Source organism: Methylobacter sp. BBA5.1 (genome assembly GCF_000746145.1).
Classification (GTDB): Bacteria; Pseudomonadota; Gammaproteobacteria; order Methylococcales; family Methylomonadaceae; genus Methylobacter; species Methylobacter marinus.
This window is the reverse complement of record NZ_JQKS01000008.1, coordinates 57,209-76,340: the sequence shown is the minus strand read 5'-3', so window position 1 is coordinate 76,340 and position 19,132 is coordinate 57,209. Positions and strand designations below refer to the sequence as shown.

Below are 19,132 nucleotides of genomic sequence, written 5' to 3'. Positions count from 1 at the left end.
TCGGTGAATATGTGAAGAACTCTTTTTTTCTGGTCATTCCAACGCAACAGAATAATCCTCTGCGTCTAAAAGAATTTTCAATTAAGGCACTGCAACAATGGATTACCGAATTGCCGACGGCCAATCCTGGTTTGGCTACCCGCCTGCTTTACGATTTTATTAAAGATTGTAATGCTATTGAGATGGATAGTCAGATGAGGCTGGATGCCTTGGAGCTTGTAAGGCCCAGTGCATTGGTAATTGAGGACTATCTTCGTTCAAGACTCATTAAAACAGGATTTCCGAAAGAAGAGAATGACAAGAAAATTCTCGATGTATTAGTTTCAATTGAAAAGGAATTTACTATCGGTTACTGGATAGTACTTAAAGAGTTAACCAGGCGCAATGTCAGCTGGTTTCAGGGAAAAAATGCAGCATTAGCAATTCAGCGATGCATTAGCGGATTAAGTAGCATTGTAATCAGTCATTTTCTTATGGGAATGTCTATTCCGGATTGGGTATGGATAGATCTTCATTCACTTTATAAGCTCAGTATCGAAATAAAAAAAGATACGACTAAAATTGTCAATGACATAAATCAGTCCAATAAAACAAGTACTCCTGAAGAATGTTATAAACAAATCCTGTTACTCAGCCTTGCTGATCCGACCGGCTTGATGCAAAAAGAAATTTTGTTGGTTTATAGCTTCATTGAAACCATCGATTTTCTAGTGAGCTTGAAAAGCGAACCTGTTGCTGGTCAGCAGATGCAGTGTATTATCTCAACGGATGAAGATAAACCACCGTATTATCAGGACAGTATAAGTGTTAAAAATGATCCGGCTGCACTGTATATAGATTTTACTAGGCTATTTAAAGCTTTACAGCAGAAGGAGAAGATGATTAGTGCGATCGAAGCAAGATTTAGCCCAATGTATGTGTCAAAAAATAATAGTGTAAAGCTATCGGCAGAGCTACTTGACTATCTTGGACAAAGATGGTCTGGCATCGATTTTCAAGGAGCTCTTTTTTTTAGCGATAGACTGGATCGCTATATCGCTATTGGCCTGGATACGACTTTCGATCTACAGAATTCATTGGAAACGGATACTGAAAAAAATATGGAGTTTCTTGCTCAGTCAAGCTCTGATCAGTTGTTATCCTGCGTATTTAAGAAAACCGGCGTTCTATCTGTGGGTAGTCTGGTTAGTTTCCGAAAAACAGATATGCCGGAATATAAGCGTTCCTTAGGGATAGTCAATAAAATTGTTGTATCGAAGCAGAATGGAAAGATAGATTTTGGCATGCAGTTGTTAGCGGAACAATCTTCCGCTGTATCTTATAGACAGGCCGATGCGTCGGAAAAAGATGAGCCGCAAAAAGCCTTGCTATATACAGGAAATGAGCAGAAAAGCGAAAAAAGCTATATCATTACCGAGACTTGCATGCTGGAAGGCGATAGTATTCACTTGTTTGTGCACGACGAAGAAGGCTTTCCTGTTGCATTAAAGAACAGGAAAAATGTCGGATTAGGTTATTGGCAATTCGAATGCCAACGTATAGCGGAAAAAGAAAAACCGGCCCAAACTAAAAAAGGCTATGACTTTATTTAATTAGATAAAATAAGAGCGCACATAGCACTTGAAAAGTTTTTTCATCATGGTAAGTTGGTGCATTCATTTGGATCTATCAATGGACTGTTGACTTTTAAAATTGTTTAAAGCTGGATGAAATAGAAGCTCTTGCTCTAAGTAAAAATTTATTAACTGTTTTTCATTATTTTAACCCAGGAAGCTAGTCAGGCAGTTCTTGTTTCGGATTACCGAGCAAGCGGATGATGGTACTTTGGGCGGAGTCTCAATAAATATAATAAATAAAATTACAATATCGTGAGGATGAAAATGAGTAACGAAGAAAATGTTAACAAAACCGAAGAAAATGTTAACCAAGCGGAAGAAAATGTTAACAAACCTGAAAGCTCGGCAAAAAATATAGTAGGAAACCTGATTTCTTCAATGTCGAGTTTAAAAGAAAAAAACCCAAAAGTTTTTTTTGGCGCCATTGGCGGGGTCGTTGTCCTTCTAGTAATTGTCATGATGAGCGGTGGCGGTTCCTCGAAATCTGTTTCCGGGCCTGCGATTAAGAATCTTGTAGTAGGACAGAAATATGTTTTAAAAAGCCCAAATACATATGATAAAGCGGCAACCATCCGTTTAGTTGCTGTGCCGGGTACTATAGCCGCATACGATGATACAGAGGAAGATGACAGAAACGCGGCTTGTAAACATATGCCTCAAGGGACTCCTGTGACTGTCACAGATTTGCAGGATTTTTCTGGAAAGAAAAATGCATTCGCCAAAGTTCAAATGCTGGAAGGCGAATGCCAGGGTAGAGATGGCTGGGTTTTATCAATTAATGTTCAATAAATAACAAAGTTTGACAATATTAAAAAAGCCTATATAATGTGCGAATAAATTGAAACGCGGGAATAGCTCAGTGGTAGAGCACAACCTTGCCAAGGTTGGGGTCGCGAGTTCGAATCTCGTTTCCCGCTCCAATATATTAAAAAAAGCCGCGTATGCTCGCGGCTTTTTTATTTTACCTTTTAAGGCTGCGTAGCAAAGTGGTTATGCAGTGGCCTGCAAAGCCATCTACAGCGGTTCGATTCCGCTCGCAGCCTCCATTCGTTAAATTGAAATGCGGGAATAGCTCAGTGGTAGAGCACAACCTTGCCAAGGTTGGGGTCGCGAGTTCGAATCTCGTTTCCCGCTCCAATATATTAAAAAAAGCCGCGTATGCTCGCGGCTTTTTTATTTCCGTTGAATAATTCCTTAAGCCTAATCTAAAGTAGACTTATCAAATGAGACAAATCACAGAGCCGATCCGAATTCAAGAGTGCGGATAATCCCTTGCTGAACCTGTGCTCATCATTTAAAGCATCAGTAAAAATTTCAATCTTTGAAAACGGTTAAACCAACGATTGCGTATCTTAATTAAAGAATGCGGCTAACATTTGTTGATATTAATGAGTGGTATTTTCGAGCAATAAGGAAATATCCCTGCGGGATGAAGCCAATGCTTGGGAAGGGTCTGCATCTCCTTCCCAAACCGCGCCCGAGAGAGCAACTTCGCTTGTTGCGGGCGCTCCTTTCGGCCTGAAGGCCGAGGTCTAAAACCAGTGATGAATATTGATGGCCGGTATCGCGTTGTTCGCGGTTATGTTGCTAAAACAGTTGGCCCGGATAGATGAACACAAAAAATTCGTGAATCATCAATATTTAAAATCAGTATTATCAAAAAAATCGCTCTCATTATCTACTTCATGCAACTGGCTATGTCATGCGTATAAAGCCGATGCAATGACTACAGGCTTTTTGCAGTTCTCGATAAGGCGAACTTCTACAAGCCATCCATACACGACCTCAAAAATTCCTGTCTTTTGCTTCTGGCGAAGGAACGCGCATAAAATAACTTCCTCAAGTGCGCGGATGAATTTCCGGTGTAGGTGCGGATTTACTTGTGGCCTAGAGGGTATCCGCACAGTGCGAATACCCTCTAGGCCACAAGTACCCATAGGGCATAAATGAATTCGCACCTACAAATCCCTGATTTATTCCATGCCCATTACTAAGTTAGGTAAGGGGCGGGCGTGAGCATGACTGCATGGTTGCAGGAGGTAGAGCACCAACAGTAGGCGCTTTAGGCGCAGCTTCCGCTCCTGCTCACGCTAAGTACCTACATCCCTGTAGGCAACGCAGGAGCGGTTTTCTACCTACCTTCTGCATGAGCCCCATGGATGGGGTGAATGCAGAGAAATGACGGGATCATTTCCTGTCCATGCTGTCGTTGAACAGGAACAGGAATCCTGCCACACGCGGGTCTTATTTCATTCCCGTTCCTAAGTTATTTGTATTTACTGCACATCATTAGAACATAAATAAACGCCACCTGTTTCATCTCAATGGTAACTGCATACATTATTTCAAGCAGGCAGTAAAATATGCTCGAGACTTTATTTAAGGCAAAGTCATATAAGCGTTCACAACAATAGTTTTAATTTGCCATTTAATGATAGGTGTAAACATAGCTGAATGAGGACAAATGAAATATCAACTTTTGCAGATATGGCTTTGCCTCTTCTTCTGGATATCTGGCTTCAGTAGTTGATTGAAAACAAGTTAGGCTTAATAAAGAAGTGTTAAAATAATTTTCAATTAGGATTTAAGAAACTCTTCATAAAACAAAGGAAGGAGTAAGCGATATGATCCCCGTTATCTTATCCGGTGGCTCAGGTACAAGACTTTGGCCCTTATCTCGAGGACAGTTTCCTAAGCAATTTCTGCCGTTAATTTCTGATTATACTTTATTGCAGGAAACCGTGCTCAGGCTCAATGGCGTAGCAGAAATGCAAGCGCCAATCGCTATTTGCAATGAAGATCATCGTTTTATGTTGGCGGAGCAATTATGGGAAATTGGTGTCAAGCCAGCTGCAATGATTCTGGAGCCTATAGGCAAAAACACTGCACCGGCTGTCGCTATGGCGGCCTTAACAGCGGAATCCGAGGATGATGTTTTGTTGGTATTGCCGGCAGACCATGTCATATCGAATCTGGAAGCCTTTCATCATGCTATTGACCAAGCACGGGTTTTAGCTGAGCAGGGGCGGTTAGTGACGTTTGGTATCGTACCTACTGAGCCTGAAACAGGGTATGGTTATATCAAACGAGATAAATTGCAACAGGGAAACGCTTTTAATGTTGCAGCTTTTGTTGAAAAACCAGATTTAGATACAGCAAAGTATTATTTAGAAAGTGGTGATTATTTCTGGAACAGCGGAATGTTTGCCTTTAGAGCGGGTAGTTTTCTGCAAGAGCTGAATAAGTTTAATCCGGATATATTGCTAGCCTGCCAACAAGCGCTTAACGCCGCTAAAGTGGATTTGGATTTTATCCGCTTGGATAAAAAACTCTTTTCCGCATGCCCGGCTGATTCCATCGACTATGCAGTGATGGAGAAAACCGATAAAGCTGTAGTGATTCCGTTGGATGCCGGTTGGAATGACGTAGGCTCTTGGTCAGCTTTATGGGATGTTGCCGATAAAGATGAGTTCGGCAACGCTATTAGCGGTGATGTGTTAACGGTGGACACCGAAAATTCTTTTGTGCGAGCCGAAAATAAGCTGGTTGCAATTATTGGATTGCGGGATCTGGTTGTTGTCGAAACTGCTGATGCATTGATGGTCGCCCCGAAAGACAGAGTACAGGAAGTAAAGGATATTGTTGCTCAGCTAAAACAACTTAAACGCAGTGAGGCGGAATTGCACCGTAAGGTTTATCGACCTTGGGGCCATTATGATTCAGTGGACGGCGGCGAGCGGTATCAGACTAAACGTATTGTAGTCAAGCCAGGAGCCAGGTTATCAGTACAGAAACATCACCATCGTGCTGAACACTGGGTTGTGGTAAAAGGTACTGCTTTGGTAACCAAGGGGACTGAAAAGATTTTACTCTCCGAAAATGAATCTACCTACATTCCTTTGGGGACGGTGCATTGCCTTGAAAACCCGGGTATCATTCCATTGGAAATGGTGGAGGTTCAATCGGGTAGTTATTTGGGCGAAGATGATATTGTACGCTTTGAAGATTCTTATGGGCGTGATTAATAATTTCTAGTTGCAGCGCCTTGGCAGCGTATAAGTTTTCCAGCCTGTTAAATTCAAAACAACATTAAATAAACAGTCAAATAATTATATTGATAAGGAAAAAATTAATGAATAAAAAGATTACCAAGGCGGTTTTCCCGGTGGCGGGATTAGGCACACGTTTTTTACCGGCGACCAAGGCTAGCCCGAAAGAAATGCTGCCGATCGTTGATAAGCCGCTGATTCAATACGCTGTAGAGGAAGCTGTTGCAGCCGGTATTGATACTATGATTTTTGTTACCGGCCGTAATAAAAGAGCTATACCGGACCATTTCGATAAAGCTTACGAACTTGAAAAAGAACTTGAAGCAAAAGGTAAATTTGAAACATTAAATATGATTCGGGAAATTTTGCCTGCCCATGTTTCATGTGTTTTTATCCGACAATCTGAAGCATTGGGCTTAGGCCATGCCGTATATTGCGCCAAATCTGTGGTTGGCAATGAGCCTTTTGCCGTTATATTGGCGGATGACCTGATCGCAGACGCCGGCAGGGGATGCATGGCACAGATGGTGCGCCTCTATGAGCAAATGCACACCTCTATTCTTGGCGTGGAAAGAGTCGATCCCTCTGAAACCGGTAGTTACGGTATTGTCAAGACAGGTGAGTTTTCAGGCTCTTTCGCTCCTGTCGAACTTATTGTCGAGAAACCCAAACCAGTGGATGCGCCATCAAACTTAGCGGTCGTAGGTCGATATATCTTGACTCCCGCTATTTTTGACAAAATTGAAAAAACCGGAAGGGGAGCGGGCGGCGAAATTCAATTAACCGATGCTATTGCTGATTTATTGCTTGATGAACAGGTATTGGCTTATGAGTTTGAAGGAAAACGCTATGACTGCGGTTCCAAGCTGGGTTTTTTAATAGCAACGGTAGAGCATGGATTGCTGCATAAAGAGCTTAAAGACGACTTTTTAGCGTATCTAAAAAATTTGACTAAAATGCATAAAATCTAAGACTAATCCTGTAAAGATAACCGGAGGAGCTCTGGGTAATTAAATTATTCTGGTTAAAACAAAAAGGCTGCATTTCCGGTAGCCTTTTTATTTAGAATGTTTTTTCTTAATTCAAAATTCTTTATTCGTTGTAATGCTGTTTCAGTAACACTCGAAAGTCTCATTTTAAGATGATTACTTTAATTTCTAGAAGTGTGTTATAAAAAAAGCAGGGAACGCAGTGTAGTTTGTTTTTATTCTGATATGGGACATAGCGGAAAGCCTGGTTGTATCATTTAATATCCTGCCATGGATTTCCATAGAATCAGCTTATCCAATCATGCAGGGTAGTCTGTTCTCCGAAATGCTCTCGGCGAGTTCTTGATGATAAGCTTGGATAAACCTTTAAACGAACTTATTGCCATAAATATGTATAAAAAATTTTTTGGACTCAAGAAAAAACCATTTGCTCTTATTCCTGATCCTGGATTTCTGTATTTGAGCTCTAAACATAAAAAAGCCTTAACCACACTCCACTACGGTTTAGTCAGTCAAGCGGGTATTACAGTTATTACCGGCGAGATAGGTTCGGGCAAAACAACCTTGATCAGGTGTATGTTAAGCAAAATTAAAGACCAATGCGCGGTAGGATTAATCACTAATACGCATAGTAGTTTTGGTGATTTGCTAACATGGGTATTGGCTTCGTTTAATATACAGCATGATGCCAAGAATAAAACCGAGCGCTATCAAGCCTTTGTTAAATACATAACGGAACAAAATCAAAAAAAACGACGTGTTGTATTAATTGTCGATGAAGCTCAAAACATGGATATTGAAACGCTTGAGGAGTTAAGGTTGCTGTCTAACATCAATGTAAGCCGGCATGTGATGCTTCAACTTATACTGGTAGGACAACCGGAACTGGTCGATAAACTAAATTTGCCCGAACTGGCTCAATTTGCACAACGGATCTCCATTGAATATCATTTAAAGCCCCTTAATTTTGAAGAAACAAAGCATTACATAGCGCATCGTATCCAGGCTGCCGGCGGAAGGCCGTCTGTGTTTAAGGAATCAGCCTGTGCGGCAGTATTTTATTATACTGAAGGCGTTCCTCGACTAATTAACAATATTTGCGACTTGGCAATGGTGTTTGCTTTTGCTACCGATACACATGAAATTGGCTGGAAAACCATATTGGAAGTGGTGAATGAAAGAAAAACAAGCGGCATTAATCAATTTACAGGAACCATTTCTCCCGATCTAGGGTTGAGTGAACGTATTGCCGAAGCGGAGAAGTTCCATAAAGCTATCCTCGAGAAAACAGGTTTCGATACTTCAACGTGCTTATGATGAAGGGAATGAAGCCGTCCATGAGCAGATAAAAAATGCCTGATATCATTAAATTAAGTCACTCTCTATCTTGATATGCGAATATAAAATGATTGATGATGGGCATTTGGCGTCGTAATTCCCGACAGTCCAGCCTATATTTGATTAATTCAATTTTATATCCAATTATCAATCAGTTCTAAACCGACCGGCATAACTACTTCATTTACTAAATTCGTTGCTGACTCTGATTGGCTAAATTTTGGTTGTATGTCTGGTTCAACGCATGCCCTCAAACTGGGCAATAAAGTTTAAAAATTAAAAAGTCTGCCAAGATACGTTATATCACCTATTGAAAAATTAGGGATAGAGAGTATTTTAAGCTCAAACAGACAATAAGGTTATAAACACTTTTTTGCCTAATCTGGAAAGGTTTGTTTAGACTTTGTTATATCACAACAAACCATACCAAATCGAAACCGTTAAGCCGCGTAAATGATTCCAGGAGTAGCGGGAAAAAGGTTTAAACGCATATTGAGGGAAACTTCCATTTTTGTAGACAGCCGTTCCATAAGCAGGCTCGCAAATCCGGAGCTGAAAACCAGACAGCTGAATTTGATAGTTTGCGCAATAAAACAATCGGCATGACAAACTATTAGTAGAAATAATGATTAAGCGGTTCATGGCAACTTTTTAGTCTGAGTTAATTGATCCCTTTATAAAGATCAAATTAAAACTGATTTAATAAGTTAGATATTCTTGTTCTTTAAACTTAAAAGCGTATTTGAAGATATTGGAAATTCGCAGTTCCATGCCCACAAACACCGGATGTAGGACAAGTTATACCGAGTGGTTGATGCCATGGCACAAAAGACATTACCGGGTGAAGATACCTATGCAGACTACCGCCCATTGTATGAATGGAATATATTTTCAACCATTAGTGCTTAATTAAAACACTGAGTACAAACTGGAAACGCCATCCTTCTTGCAACATTATGAGGGGCTGGTACAGCCGTACTTCTGTCTGTGAGTGAATCAATACGTTATGTACTAGGCGGAATCCAAAGTCTGATGCAATTAATTTTCTGAAGGTTAGATACTGAAACTTAACGGACAGCTCTATGAAAAACTATGATTATTGGATGTGTTAGGTTTGCTGAATACATTCTATATCGACTCGTAAAGTTATCAAATTACATAAACAAGGTTAAGAAGATGATGGATTATTCTTGCATTAACAGAAAACTGACTATCGCTTTATTGTTTACCGTTTTATGGGTACTAAATGCATGTACTAATCCTGAAGAAGAGGCTAAGGATCATTTGCAGCGAGGGATTGAGCTTTTTAAGGAAGGAGAGTTCGATAAAGCAAAACTTGAATTAAAGACATCCAGTCAGGCAGATAAAAATGCTGCGGAAACTTATTATTATCTGGCTTTAATGGATGAAAAAAACAGGCAGTTCAAGGCAATGCGCGATAACTTGATAAAAGCCATTGAGTTAGCCCCAGGTAATATTGATGCGAGACTAAAATTAGGGAAAGTACAGCTTCGGCTCGGCGAAGTGGATAAAGCATTAGAGCAGGCAGAAACCATTTTGCAGGATTCCAGCCAGAATGTGGGTGCGCTTACGCTAAAAGCTTCTGCTTTATCAAGGCAACAAAAGCCGGAAGAATCACTTCTCATTGTAGATAAAGTTCTAAACATAGATCCTAATTACACGGATGCCTTATCGCTGAAGTCTGCCATTTATATGGAAAAGGAGAACTTCGATGAAGCTCTGGCTTTAATAAATGCCGCAATAAAATCCAATGACCATGATGTTTCATTGCGTCTTTTTAAAATTCAATTAGATGCGAAAACAAAAAATATAGATGCCGTTATTGATGATTACCAGAATCTAATTGAGTTATCCCCTGATAATCAGGACTTTAAAATCACGCTGGCGAAGATTTATTCGCAGGCCGGCAAGAAAAAAGAAGCGGAAAATCTTTTACGGATGCTTGTAGATGCCGACCCTGACAAGGCAAAGCTAAAATTGCTGCTGCTTGATTTTTTATCGGCTTCAGCTAGCGACAAAGTTTCGGAGCAATTTCACCAATTCGCTGAAAAGCATAAAGATCAGTCACAGATACTATTTGAACTATCAAACTGGATGATTGCGAGAAAAAATTTTGATGAGGCAAGGAGCACACTTAACAGAATCATAGAAATTGAAGATCATTCGAATGTTGGCCTTTCCGCAAAGACGCTATTGGCAAAGCTGGCATTAGAAGAGAAGGATTTTGACAAATCACAAAAGCTTATCGAAGAAATATTAAAAGCGAATTCAAATTATGATGATGCGAAAATTTTGCAAGCCCGATTACTGCTTGTAAAAGAACAATATGATGAGGCGATTGATTTACTAAATAGAGTACTTTGGAATCGGCCGGATTCGGAAGAAGCGCTGGTTTTGCTGGGTCAATCATTTCTAGTTAAAGAAGATCACAAACAGGCCAATGACAGCTTTACCAGGGCCTTGAAAATCAACCCGGCTAATTTACAGGCGCTAGCCTATGTATACGATAAAGCGCTGAAGGCAAAAAATATTAAGTATGCGAAAGAAGTCCTTATAAAAGCGATAAGGCTGACACCCGGTAATATTGTTTTGCTGGAAAAGCTGGCGAAACTAAATCTGGTTGAAAAGAACTGGAATAATGCACAGGTAACGATCAAGGAAATTGCAAAAAGCCCAAATCCGCTAGCCCCACGTTTGGCGAAGTATTTAGAAGGACAACTTCAGCAAGAGCAAGGCAATTTTGTCAAAGCGATCGCGATATATAAAGAATTATTAGATAAATTTCCCGGTAACCGGGATGCTATAACCAACATGGCGCGTTGTTATCAAAGCTTGAACAAGCAAGAAGAGATGGTTGTTTTTTTAAACGGACTGCTTTCCAAGAATCCCAATAATATCTCGGCCGGCCTTGTACTGAGCGATTTATATTTAATCAATAAAGAGTTTGACAAGGCTTCCGCGGTATTAACTAAGCTGATTAAAAATAAAACTAAAATTCCGCAAGTGTATATGTCCCTGGCCAATGTCAAATTGGTGCAGAATGAATCCAAAGCCGCTATATCTGTTTATCTGGAAGGGCTAAAACAGAATCCGGATAACATCAAGTTATCACTGTCATTGGCATCATTATATGAATTACAGAAAGATTATGATGCCGCTATCGCTATTTATGAAGCATTACTGCGGAAACATCCTCGTTTAGACCTGGCTGCAAATAATCTGGCTGCTATTTTGATTGAACATTTCGAGGAAGAAGAAACTTTAAAAAGAGCAGTTCAGTTGGTTGAAAAATTTAAAGACTCAAAGCAGGCTTACTATAGAGATACTTATGCCTGGGCGCTAGTCAAGCAAGGCAATATATCCGAGGGTTTAAATATATTGAACCAAATCAGCATTGCTGAACCGGATGTGCCTGTATTCAAGTATCACTTGGGCGTTGCGCAATATAAAAGCGGGAATCATGGAGCGGCGATGTCAGAATTGAAGCAAGCGCTTGAGTTAACCAAAAGAAAAGGATATTTCTCCGATAAAAAGGCCGCTGAAGAATTATTGCAGGAAATTATCGCCGCGAGATAAGGCGGCTAATCTCTTGGGCTAGAGGATGGCTAATATAAGCTGGTTATAAACGAGGAGGAAGTTTTGAAGATACTAGTAACAGGAGCGGCTGGATTTATAGGGGCAGCGCTTAGTATTAGATTGCTGGAACGAGGAGATGAAGTTGTCGGGATTGATAATCTTAACGACTATTACGATGTCAATTTGAAACTGGCAAGATTGAAGCGGTTAAACAATTATCATCGATTTAATTTTCTAAAACTAGAAATAGCCGATAAACAAGCAGTAGAGGCGCTTTTTGCCAGGGAAAAAGTGCAAAGAGTCATGCATTTGGCCGCTCAGGCGGGCGTGCGATATTCTTTAACTCATCCGCACACTTATGTAGATTCGAATTTGGTAGGGTTTATCAATATATTGGAAGGGTGCCGACATAATGGTATCGAGCATCTGGCCTATGCATCTTCCAGCTCTGTGTATGGCGCAAATACCAAAATGCCTTTTTCCATCCATGATAATGTCGATCATCCGGTTTCATTGTATGCGGCAAGTAAAAAGGCAAATGAACTGATGGCTCACACCTATAGTCATCTTTATAACCTGCCGACTACGGGATTGAGGTTTTTCACCGTTTACGGTCCGTGGGGGCGCCCGGATATGTCTTTATTTATGTTTACCCGTAATATTCTTGAGGGTAAACCGATAGATGTTTTCAACTATGGTAATCATCGGCGGGATTTTACTTATATAGATGACATTGTCGAGGGGGTGATCAGAGTCATTGATAAACCGGCGCGGATAAATAGGGACTGGTCGGGCAAAAGTCCTGATTCGGGCACAAGTCAGGCGCCTTATCGTCTCTATAACATTGGTAATAACAATCCAGTTCATTTATTAACGTTTATCGAGATACTCGAAAAATGTTTAGGTAAAGAGGCCATAAAAAATCTTCTACCTCTACAGCCAGGGGATGTTCCCGATACTTATGCGGATGTCTCTGATTTAGTAAATGATTTGGGCTATAAGCCCACCACTTTGTTAGAAACCGGGATCAGTAATTTTGTTGAGTGGTATCGAAGTTTTTACAAAATTGGAGATCACTATGCATAACAGAAAAATATCAGTGGTTGGTTTAGGTTATGTCGGATTACCTGTCGCGGTCGAGTTTGGCAAAAACCAGCAGGTCATAGGATTTGATATAAATTCAATTCGCATCGAAGAGCTAAAGCAGGGCATTGAGCGCACTAATGAAGTAGACGCGGAAGATTTGACGAAAGCCGATATTTTATATACCTGTAATGCGGAAGATTTAAAAAAAGCGGATTTTCATATCATTGCCGTGCCAACGCCGGTTAACAAAGCCAAACAGCCGGACTTAAGGCCGGTCATCAAGGCTTCAAGAACTGTGGGCAAACAACTTAAAAAAGGCGATATTGTCGTCTATGAATCAACAGTTTATCCGGGGGCTACGGAAGAAGATTGCATCCCAGTCCTGGAGCAGGAATCGGGCTTAACCTGGGGTGTTGATTTCAATGTTGGATATTCACCTGAACGGATTAATCCGGGCGATAAGGTTCACACGTTTAAAACCATCTCTAAAGTAGTATCGGGAGATACGCCCGAAACACTGGAAACCGTAGCCGCTGTTTATGAATCGGTCGTCACGGCTGGCGTGCATAAAGCCGCTACAATCAAAGTCGCGGAAGCAGCAAAGGTGATTGAGAATACTCAGCGAGACTTAAATATTTCATTAATGAATGAATTGGCCTTGATTTTCAATAAAATGGAAATTGATACGAGGGATGTACTCGCCGCAGCCTCGACAAAATGGAATTTTTTACCATTTGATCCCGGCTTGGTCGGGGGGCACTGCATAGGCGTTGATCCTTATTATCTTACGTATAAAGCCGCCGTCTTAGGTTATATCCCGCAGGTCATCCTCTCCGGACGTAGTATTAATGACAGTATGGGTAATTTTATTGCAGCTCAGACAGTCAAGGAATTGATCAAGGCTGAAAAATGTGTAAGAGGCAGTATTGTCACTATTTTAGGGTTTACATTTAAAGAAAATGTACCTGATATAAGAAATACACGTGTTATCGATATCTATAAAGAATTACTGACTTATGGCATTAATGTGCAAGTGTTTGATCCTATGGCTGATCCAGATGAAATCATGGAGGAATATGGGATTAAATTATCAGCTGAAAACCAATTGAAACCGGCCCATGCAGTACTACTGGCTGTGCCACATGATTATTTCTTGACTAAGGACTGGTCCTATTTAGAGAATCTATTACACGACAATACCGGTATCGTCATGGATATTAAAGCCAAGCTTGAAAGAAACAAGACTCCGAAAGGAATTAAACTCTGGCGGCTTTAAATCAAAAATCAAGGATTGTTTTAGTTACTGAATGTAAATTTAAAGAACTCAGGTGATTGGTATGCAGTGTCTAAAAATAATAAAGCCATTATTGATAATGTCTATTATGTTGTGTTCGGGGTGCGCCTATCCCCCCATGAGCGAGGAGGCGGATAAGGAGATCTCTACGGATTACACCTACAAAATAGGGGTGGGAGATAGTGTTACTATTTTTGTCTGGGGAAATCCGGATATTTCGACAACAGCCACGGTAAGACCTGATGGAAAAATTACCATTCCACTTGCCGAGGACCTTTTGGCCAGAGGAAGAACACCGTCCGAGCTGGCCAGAGTAATGGAAAAGGAGCTGGGAAAATATGTCAGGGATCCGCAGGTCGTCATCATGGTCAGTGGTTTTAAAGGGATTCCTACCCAGCAAGTCAGAATCATAGGCCAGTTAAGCGGTAGCGGTGGCGGCGGATTCGGTGGCGGCGGAGGCTTTGGCGGCGGATTCGGAGGTGGTAGCGTCGGTAGATATACTGCAAAATCCGTTCCCTATGAAAGGGATATGACGCTGCTCGATCTGATGATAAAAATCGGTGGACTGGGACCTTACTCCGATGGAAACAGAGCCAGCATCATTCGTGATATTGATGGAGAAACCGAGCAGTTCGGCATCAGAATTGATGACTTAATTGATGATACGGACATGCGCGCGAACGTAAAAATATTACCCGGCGATATCGTCATAATACCGGAGGCATTTTTTTAATTAAGCCTGACCTGACAGATGATTTATATAGGGTCAATGAAGTTTAAATTATCAGAGTAGGCAAAAAACAATGCAAGAACAGATTTCTGAAGTGATTTATTATGCCAAAGGCATACTACGATACAAATGGATCGCAATAATTATGGCTTGGATTGTTAGTTTGTCCGGATGGATTTTTATCTACAACATGCCTGATAAATATAGTTCAGAAGCCAGGGTTTATGTTGATACGCGGACTATGCTACGGCCATTGCTGAGCGGCTTGGCGATTCAAGTCGATGTCAACGGCTTGCTCCGGGTGATGAAACAATTAATGTTTACTCAACAAAACCTTGAACAAATAGCAAAACTGTCGGGTTTGAATGGCTTGGAATCCCATGACAGGCTAAAGGAAAATATTAAGATTTCGGGAGGAAATAACGAAATATTTTCAATTAGTTATGAAGCGGAAAATCGTGAAGAAGCCAGAAATGTCGTACAAGCCGTGTTAGCTGTTTTCTCCGAACAGACGCAAAGAAGTTCACTAGGAGACACGGCCGAGGCTCAACGATTTATTGAGGGCCAGATACGGGAATATGAGGACCGCCTGCGCAATGCGGAAAAAGCCCGGGAAAATTTCAAGCGCGCTAATTTGGGATTGTTGCCCGGTCAGGGAGTGGATCAAATCAGTCAGATTCAGCGAATGAAAACGGCATTGGAAGAAGCCGAATTAAGTTTAAAAGAAGCCAAGTCAAGAAAAGAGGCTCTGAGTGAACAATTAGAGGAAGCGTTAGGTTCCGAAGATGAATGGAGCGACTTAATCGGTACGGAATCCTCTTCAAAGAACGAAAGAATAAGCGCGCTTGAGCAAAGAAAAGATGAGCTGCTGATTAAATACAAGGAAAATCATCCAGAAATCAAAAACATTGACAACATCATCAAAGAGTTGAAAAGGCGCGAGGATGAGAAACAGAATTCGGGAGAAAACGAAGGGCTTGATTTGGAAGTCATGGCGAATCCTTATGTTCAGTCGATAAAGGTCGCAATGAATGAAGCTGATGCGAATGTCGCATCAATTTTATCGCGCGTTGATAATTACAATACCCGATTAGCGAAGTTGCAAGAAGAGCTGAATACCCGGCTTTCCATTGAAACGGAAATTCATAATCTCAACAGGGATTATGAAACGATTAAAAGAAATTATTCCAATCTTATTCAGCGCAGGGAACAAGCCAATATTTCTACGAAAGTAGATAGTCAAGTCAATGCACTCAAATTTAGAATCGCTGATCCTCCCAATAAACCACTGGAACCTTCTTCGCCCAATAGATTACTTTTAACATCGGTGGTCTTTTTTGTTTCTATTCTGTTAGGAGTGGGATCAAGTCTCCTGGTGACATTTATCCGGCCTACTTTTGTCGCTACGCAACAGGTCAGAGCGGATACCGGTATTCCTATATTAGGAACCGTATCCATGTCGTTTGATTCTCCCGATACTAATGGCCATAAAATCGATTATAAAAGTGGTGGCGCTATTCTAGGACTGATAATCATGTATATCGGATCGTTACTTTTTGAAACATTTAAATCCACTCTATTTGATATAGAGGGGCTGGTGCAGGGGATTTATGCGAAATTGTCGTTTTTGCTATAGGAGTGATTGATGAATATTATCGAAAAAGCACTAGAGAAAGCAAAAATTGAAAATTCTGTGTGGGATCTTGATCCGATAAATCAAACAGATAACTTAGCGGATTTAACATTTCACGAAGAAGAGCCAGTTTCGCTCGTCCGTGATTCCGAGCACGTCTCCATTAAAGCGGATAAAGAAAAAATAGTTGAAAAAAAAAGCAAGAGCAGAATAACCCGAATCAATTGGGAATTACTTAAAAAAAATGGTTTTCTTACCAGAGAAGATGCGCATACACAAAAAGCCGAGGAATACAGGATAATCAAAAGGCCTTTGATAGATAATGCCACCGGAAAAGGCAAAAAAAACGTTCACAAGTCGAATCTGATTTTAGTAACCAGCAGTTTGCCTGGGGAAGGAAAAACTTATTCGGCAATAAATTTGGCAATAAGTACATCAACGGAAATGAATAAACAGGTATTGCTGATTGACGCGGATGTTGCCAGACCTTCGATTGCAAGGTATCTTGGGATAAAAGAAGGCGTTGGGCTGATCGATTATTTGGAAAATGAGCAAACGGATTTTTCCGATATTATTATGGAAACCGATATTCCTAATCTGCGGATAATATGCGCCGGAAAGCAACACCGCCATTCAACGGAACTGCTTGCAAGCAATAGGATGGTTCAGTTATCGGACGAACTCAGTCAAAGATACCCTGATCGCATCGTTATTTTTGATACACCGCCCTTATTAGTCGCCAGTCAGACGCATGTATTGGTAAATCTGGTTGGCCAAGTCGTATTGGTTATCGAAGCGGAAAAAACATTGCGGTCTTCAGTGATGGAAGCGGCTGAAAAATTAAATCGATGCGAGATAGTCTTGGCTTTATTAAACAAAGATAAAGCAAGTACTAATAATGTTTATGGATCCAGACAGCATGTACATTAAGGTATTTTTTTTAACAAGAAAAATTGAATTATGTTTATTGTTTATAAGATTTACCATTACTATCTACATTCTCTCTCACTCAACTCAGCTTTACGCAGGTAGCTGGACAGCCATTCCATCTCTTCAATTACAGGAGATCTATTCCGATAATATTGAATTGTTGCCGCCTGGTCGTGAAAAAGGGGCGTTAGTGACGGTTGTAAGTCCGGGCATTTCAGCCCGTTATATATCCCCTAAGTCAACATTGAACTTAGACTATAGAATGCAGAATATATACAATTCCGGTGGTGATGACGGCCTGAGAATAGCAAATCAGCTACAGTATAATTCGCATAATACATTCGTCAGGAATTTACTGTTTCTGGATTCTGAAAGTTCGATAAGCCAACAAAACTTCAATAATAATCGACTCGCCGTTGACAATATTGCAGGCTCGGGTGATACCACAACGGTTACTACATTTAGTTTGTCGCCGTATATAACGCCGCATTTTGGAGGTTTTGCCAATGGATTGTTCCGGGTCAACTTCAATACAATAACAACCGGTATCTCAGCCGACGAAGGGACAGCCACTGATACCATCAATCTTGAGGAAATCGTCCAATTAAACAGCGGTTCCGATTTCAAACGGATTTCCTGGGCGTTATCTTTTAACAATAATGAGAGCCTCAGATCTGGCGGGGATGATGTCAAATTCCAGAGTTCGAATGCCATAATCAGGGCTTATTTACACAGAAAATTCAATCTCTTCGCCCAGGCGGGGCATAGCAATAACAGTTTTCGGTCCAATACCGACAGCAGCAACAATGGCATTTTTTACACGTTTGGCGCGCAATGGATACCCAGCCAGCGCTTTAACATTGAAGCGGGCTATGGCAATAACAGATTTGTGACAGTCAATATTGCACCTATCCGGCGCGTAAACTGGAGTACAACGTATCGAAACCGCGACATAGGATTAAACGCCGGCGAGACATGGCAATCCAGGCTAAGTTATCGAACCAGAAGGTCGATTTGGTCACTGACTCATGATAATGACACGACCACAACCCAACAAATTTTACTCGAGCTGCAGCCTTTTACGATTACGGATCCGTTCGGTAACCCTATCCTGGACCCGGTAAGCAAACAGCCCGTGCTGTTCGCCACCTTTCTTCCCAATTTCACCAATGAAGTCATAGTTAGAAGGCTATGGAATTTTTCTGTTGCGTACAACACCGGAAAAAGCACTATCAGTGCCAGCGCTTTTAATGAAAGACGGGTGTTCCAGGTTAGCGGCTATAAGGAAACGGTCAGGGGCTTGAATGCATCATGGATATGGCAGTTTGCTCCGAGAACGAGCGCTTATGTTACGCCTAGATGGCAACAAATCGATAGAGCTGTTTCAACGCTTAATCCCATACCCGTCAAAGATCATCGATACGATTTTGCCATAGGGGTTAACAGAACCATCACCAATCGAATGAATGCCAGCCTCGAATTTCGTCATATAAATCAGTCATCTGACCTTGAAAGTAACGAATATCGGGAAAATCGCGCGACTGCCAGTGTGAATATGAGATTCTGACTGAGCACGGGCCATTTGATGATTAGGAACGGGCATGAAATAAATCAGGGAATTGTAGGTGCGAATTCATTTATGCCCTATGGGTACTTGTGCCCTTCAGGGTATTCGCACTGTGCGGATAAATCCGCACCTACACCGGAAATGCATCCGCGCACTTGAGGAAGTTATTTTATGCGCATTCCTTATTTAAATAAAACAGCTGAATTTAATAAATCGAAAGAAACCTGATAGCGTTTTTGCAAAGCCGAGTGCCGGTTAAGAGCTGTTTTAAGGAAATTATGTTGATTCAGACCCATCAACAAG

Annotated in this window: 12 protein-coding genes and 3 tRNA genes; all 15 read left to right on the top strand. The window is 41.0% G+C overall.

The genetic code is table 11. The annotated features are described in order from the left end of the window. Window positions 1–11 precede the first annotated feature (11 nt). A complete protein-coding gene (locus EK22_RS07160; RefSeq protein WP_036249375.1) occupies window positions 12–1,592 on the top strand; it encodes a hypothetical protein in 1,581 nt (526 codons plus the stop codon). Between the two features lie 288 nt (window positions 1,593–1,880). Beyond that, window positions 1,881–2,405, top strand: a complete 525-nt coding sequence (locus EK22_RS07155; protein ID WP_036249521.1) for a hypothetical protein — start codon at window positions 1,881–1,883, stop codon at window positions 2,403–2,405. 56 nt (window positions 2,406–2,461) lie between these two features. Further along, window positions 2,462–2,536: transfer RNA gene (locus EK22_RS07150), tRNA-Gly, on the top strand. A 52-nt stretch (window positions 2,537–2,588) separates the two neighbouring features. Then, window positions 2,589–2,662 (top strand) — tRNA-Cys (locus EK22_RS07145). 16 nt (window positions 2,663–2,678) lie between these two features. Continuing rightward, window positions 2,679–2,753: transfer RNA gene (locus tag EK22_RS07140), tRNA-Gly, on the top strand. A gap of 1,487 nt (window positions 2,754–4,240) precedes the next feature. Continuing rightward, window positions 4,241–5,641, top strand: coding sequence for a mannose-1-phosphate guanylyltransferase/mannose-6-phosphate isomerase (locus EK22_RS07130; protein WP_020160617.1), 1,401 nt, complete (start codon window positions 4,241–4,243; stop codon window positions 5,639–5,641). 107 nt (window positions 5,642–5,748) lie between these two features. After that, on the top strand, window positions 5,749–6,636 hold the full coding sequence (gene galU, locus EK22_RS07125; protein WP_020160618.1) for a UTP--glucose-1-phosphate uridylyltransferase GalU: 888 nt from the start codon (window positions 5,749–5,751) through the stop codon (window positions 6,634–6,636). 363 nt (window positions 6,637–6,999) lie between these two features. Continuing rightward, on the top strand, window positions 7,000–7,971 hold the full coding sequence (locus EK22_RS07120; RefSeq protein ID WP_020160619.1) for an ExeA family protein: 972 nt from the start codon (window positions 7,000–7,002) through the stop codon (window positions 7,969–7,971). A 1,197-nt stretch (window positions 7,972–9,168) separates the two neighbouring features. After that, window positions 9,169–11,589, top strand: coding sequence for a tetratricopeptide repeat protein (locus EK22_RS07115; RefSeq protein ID WP_020160620.1), 2,421 nt, complete (start codon window positions 9,169–9,171; stop codon window positions 11,587–11,589). Window positions 11,590–11,652: 63 nt separating this feature from the next. Next, complete coding sequence (locus tag EK22_RS07110) at window positions 11,653–12,675, top strand: NAD-dependent epimerase (RefSeq protein WP_020160621.1); 1,023 nt, start codon at window positions 11,653–11,655, stop codon at window positions 12,673–12,675. Then, entirely contained in the window at window positions 12,668–13,951 is a 1,284-nt protein-coding gene (locus EK22_RS07105) for a nucleotide sugar dehydrogenase (RefSeq protein ID WP_020160622.1), read from the top strand. Before EK22_RS07110 ends, EK22_RS07105 begins: the two co-directional genes overlap by 8 nt. A gap of 136 nt (window positions 13,952–14,087) precedes the next feature. Then, window positions 14,088–14,702: a polysaccharide biosynthesis/export family protein gene (locus EK22_RS07100; protein ID WP_232216386.1), complete on the top strand. Its 615-nt coding sequence runs from the start codon at window positions 14,088–14,090 to the stop codon at window positions 14,700–14,702. 70 nt (window positions 14,703–14,772) lie between these two features. Next, the gene (locus tag EK22_RS07095; protein ID WP_020160624.1) at window positions 14,773–16,335 is read left to right on the top strand and encodes an XrtA system polysaccharide chain length determinant; all 1,563 of its coding nucleotides are present in this window, start codon (window positions 14,773–14,775) and stop codon (window positions 16,333–16,335) included. Window positions 16,336–16,344: 9 nt separating this feature from the next. Next, window positions 16,345–17,262 carry an XrtA-associated tyrosine autokinase gene (locus EK22_RS07090; RefSeq protein ID WP_036249368.1) on the top strand — a complete coding sequence of 306 codons (918 nt, stop codon included), beginning with the start codon at window positions 16,345–16,347 and terminating at the stop codon, window positions 17,260–17,262. After that, window positions 17,252–18,829, top strand: a complete 1,578-nt coding sequence (locus EK22_RS07085; protein WP_036249515.1) for a TIGR03016 family PEP-CTERM system-associated outer membrane protein — start codon at window positions 17,252–17,254, stop codon at window positions 18,827–18,829. The genes EK22_RS07090 and EK22_RS07085 overlap by 11 nt, the downstream gene beginning before the upstream one ends. The last annotated feature ends 303 nt before the right edge of the window (window positions 18,830–19,132 follow it).

Excerpts from the sequence above, each read along its gene's own strand:
- EK22_RS07155 (WP_036249521.1), top strand. The coding sequence starts at position 1,881 with ATGAGTAACGAAGAAAATGTTAACAAAACCGAAGAAAATGTTAACCAA.
- EK22_RS07130 (WP_020160617.1), top strand. The coding sequence starts at position 4,241 with ATGATCCCCGTTATCTTATCCGGTGGCTCAGGTACAAGACTTTGGCCC.
- galU (WP_020160618.1), top strand. The coding sequence starts at position 5,749 with ATGAATAAAAAGATTACCAAGGCGGTTTTCCCGGTGGCGGGATTAGGC.
- EK22_RS07120 (WP_020160619.1), top strand. The coding sequence starts at position 7,000 with ATGATAAGCTTGGATAAACCTTTAAACGAACTTATTGCCATAAATATG.
- EK22_RS07115 (WP_020160620.1), top strand. The coding sequence starts at position 9,169 with ATGATGGATTATTCTTGCATTAACAGAAAACTGACTATCGCTTTATTG.
- EK22_RS07105 (WP_020160622.1), top strand. The coding sequence starts at position 12,668 with ATGCATAACAGAAAAATATCAGTGGTTGGTTTAGGTTATGTCGGATTA.
- EK22_RS07100 (WP_232216386.1), top strand. The coding sequence starts at position 14,088 with ATGAGCGAGGAGGCGGATAAGGAGATCTCTACGGATTACACCTACAAA.
- EK22_RS07095 (WP_020160624.1), top strand. The coding sequence starts at position 14,773 with ATGCAAGAACAGATTTCTGAAGTGATTTATTATGCCAAAGGCATACTA.
- EK22_RS07090 (WP_036249368.1), top strand. The coding sequence starts at position 16,345 with ATGAATATTATCGAAAAAGCACTAGAGAAAGCAAAAATTGAAAATTCT.
- EK22_RS07085 (WP_036249515.1), top strand. The coding sequence starts at position 17,252 with ATGTACATTAAGGTATTTTTTTTAACAAGAAAAATTGAATTATGTTTA.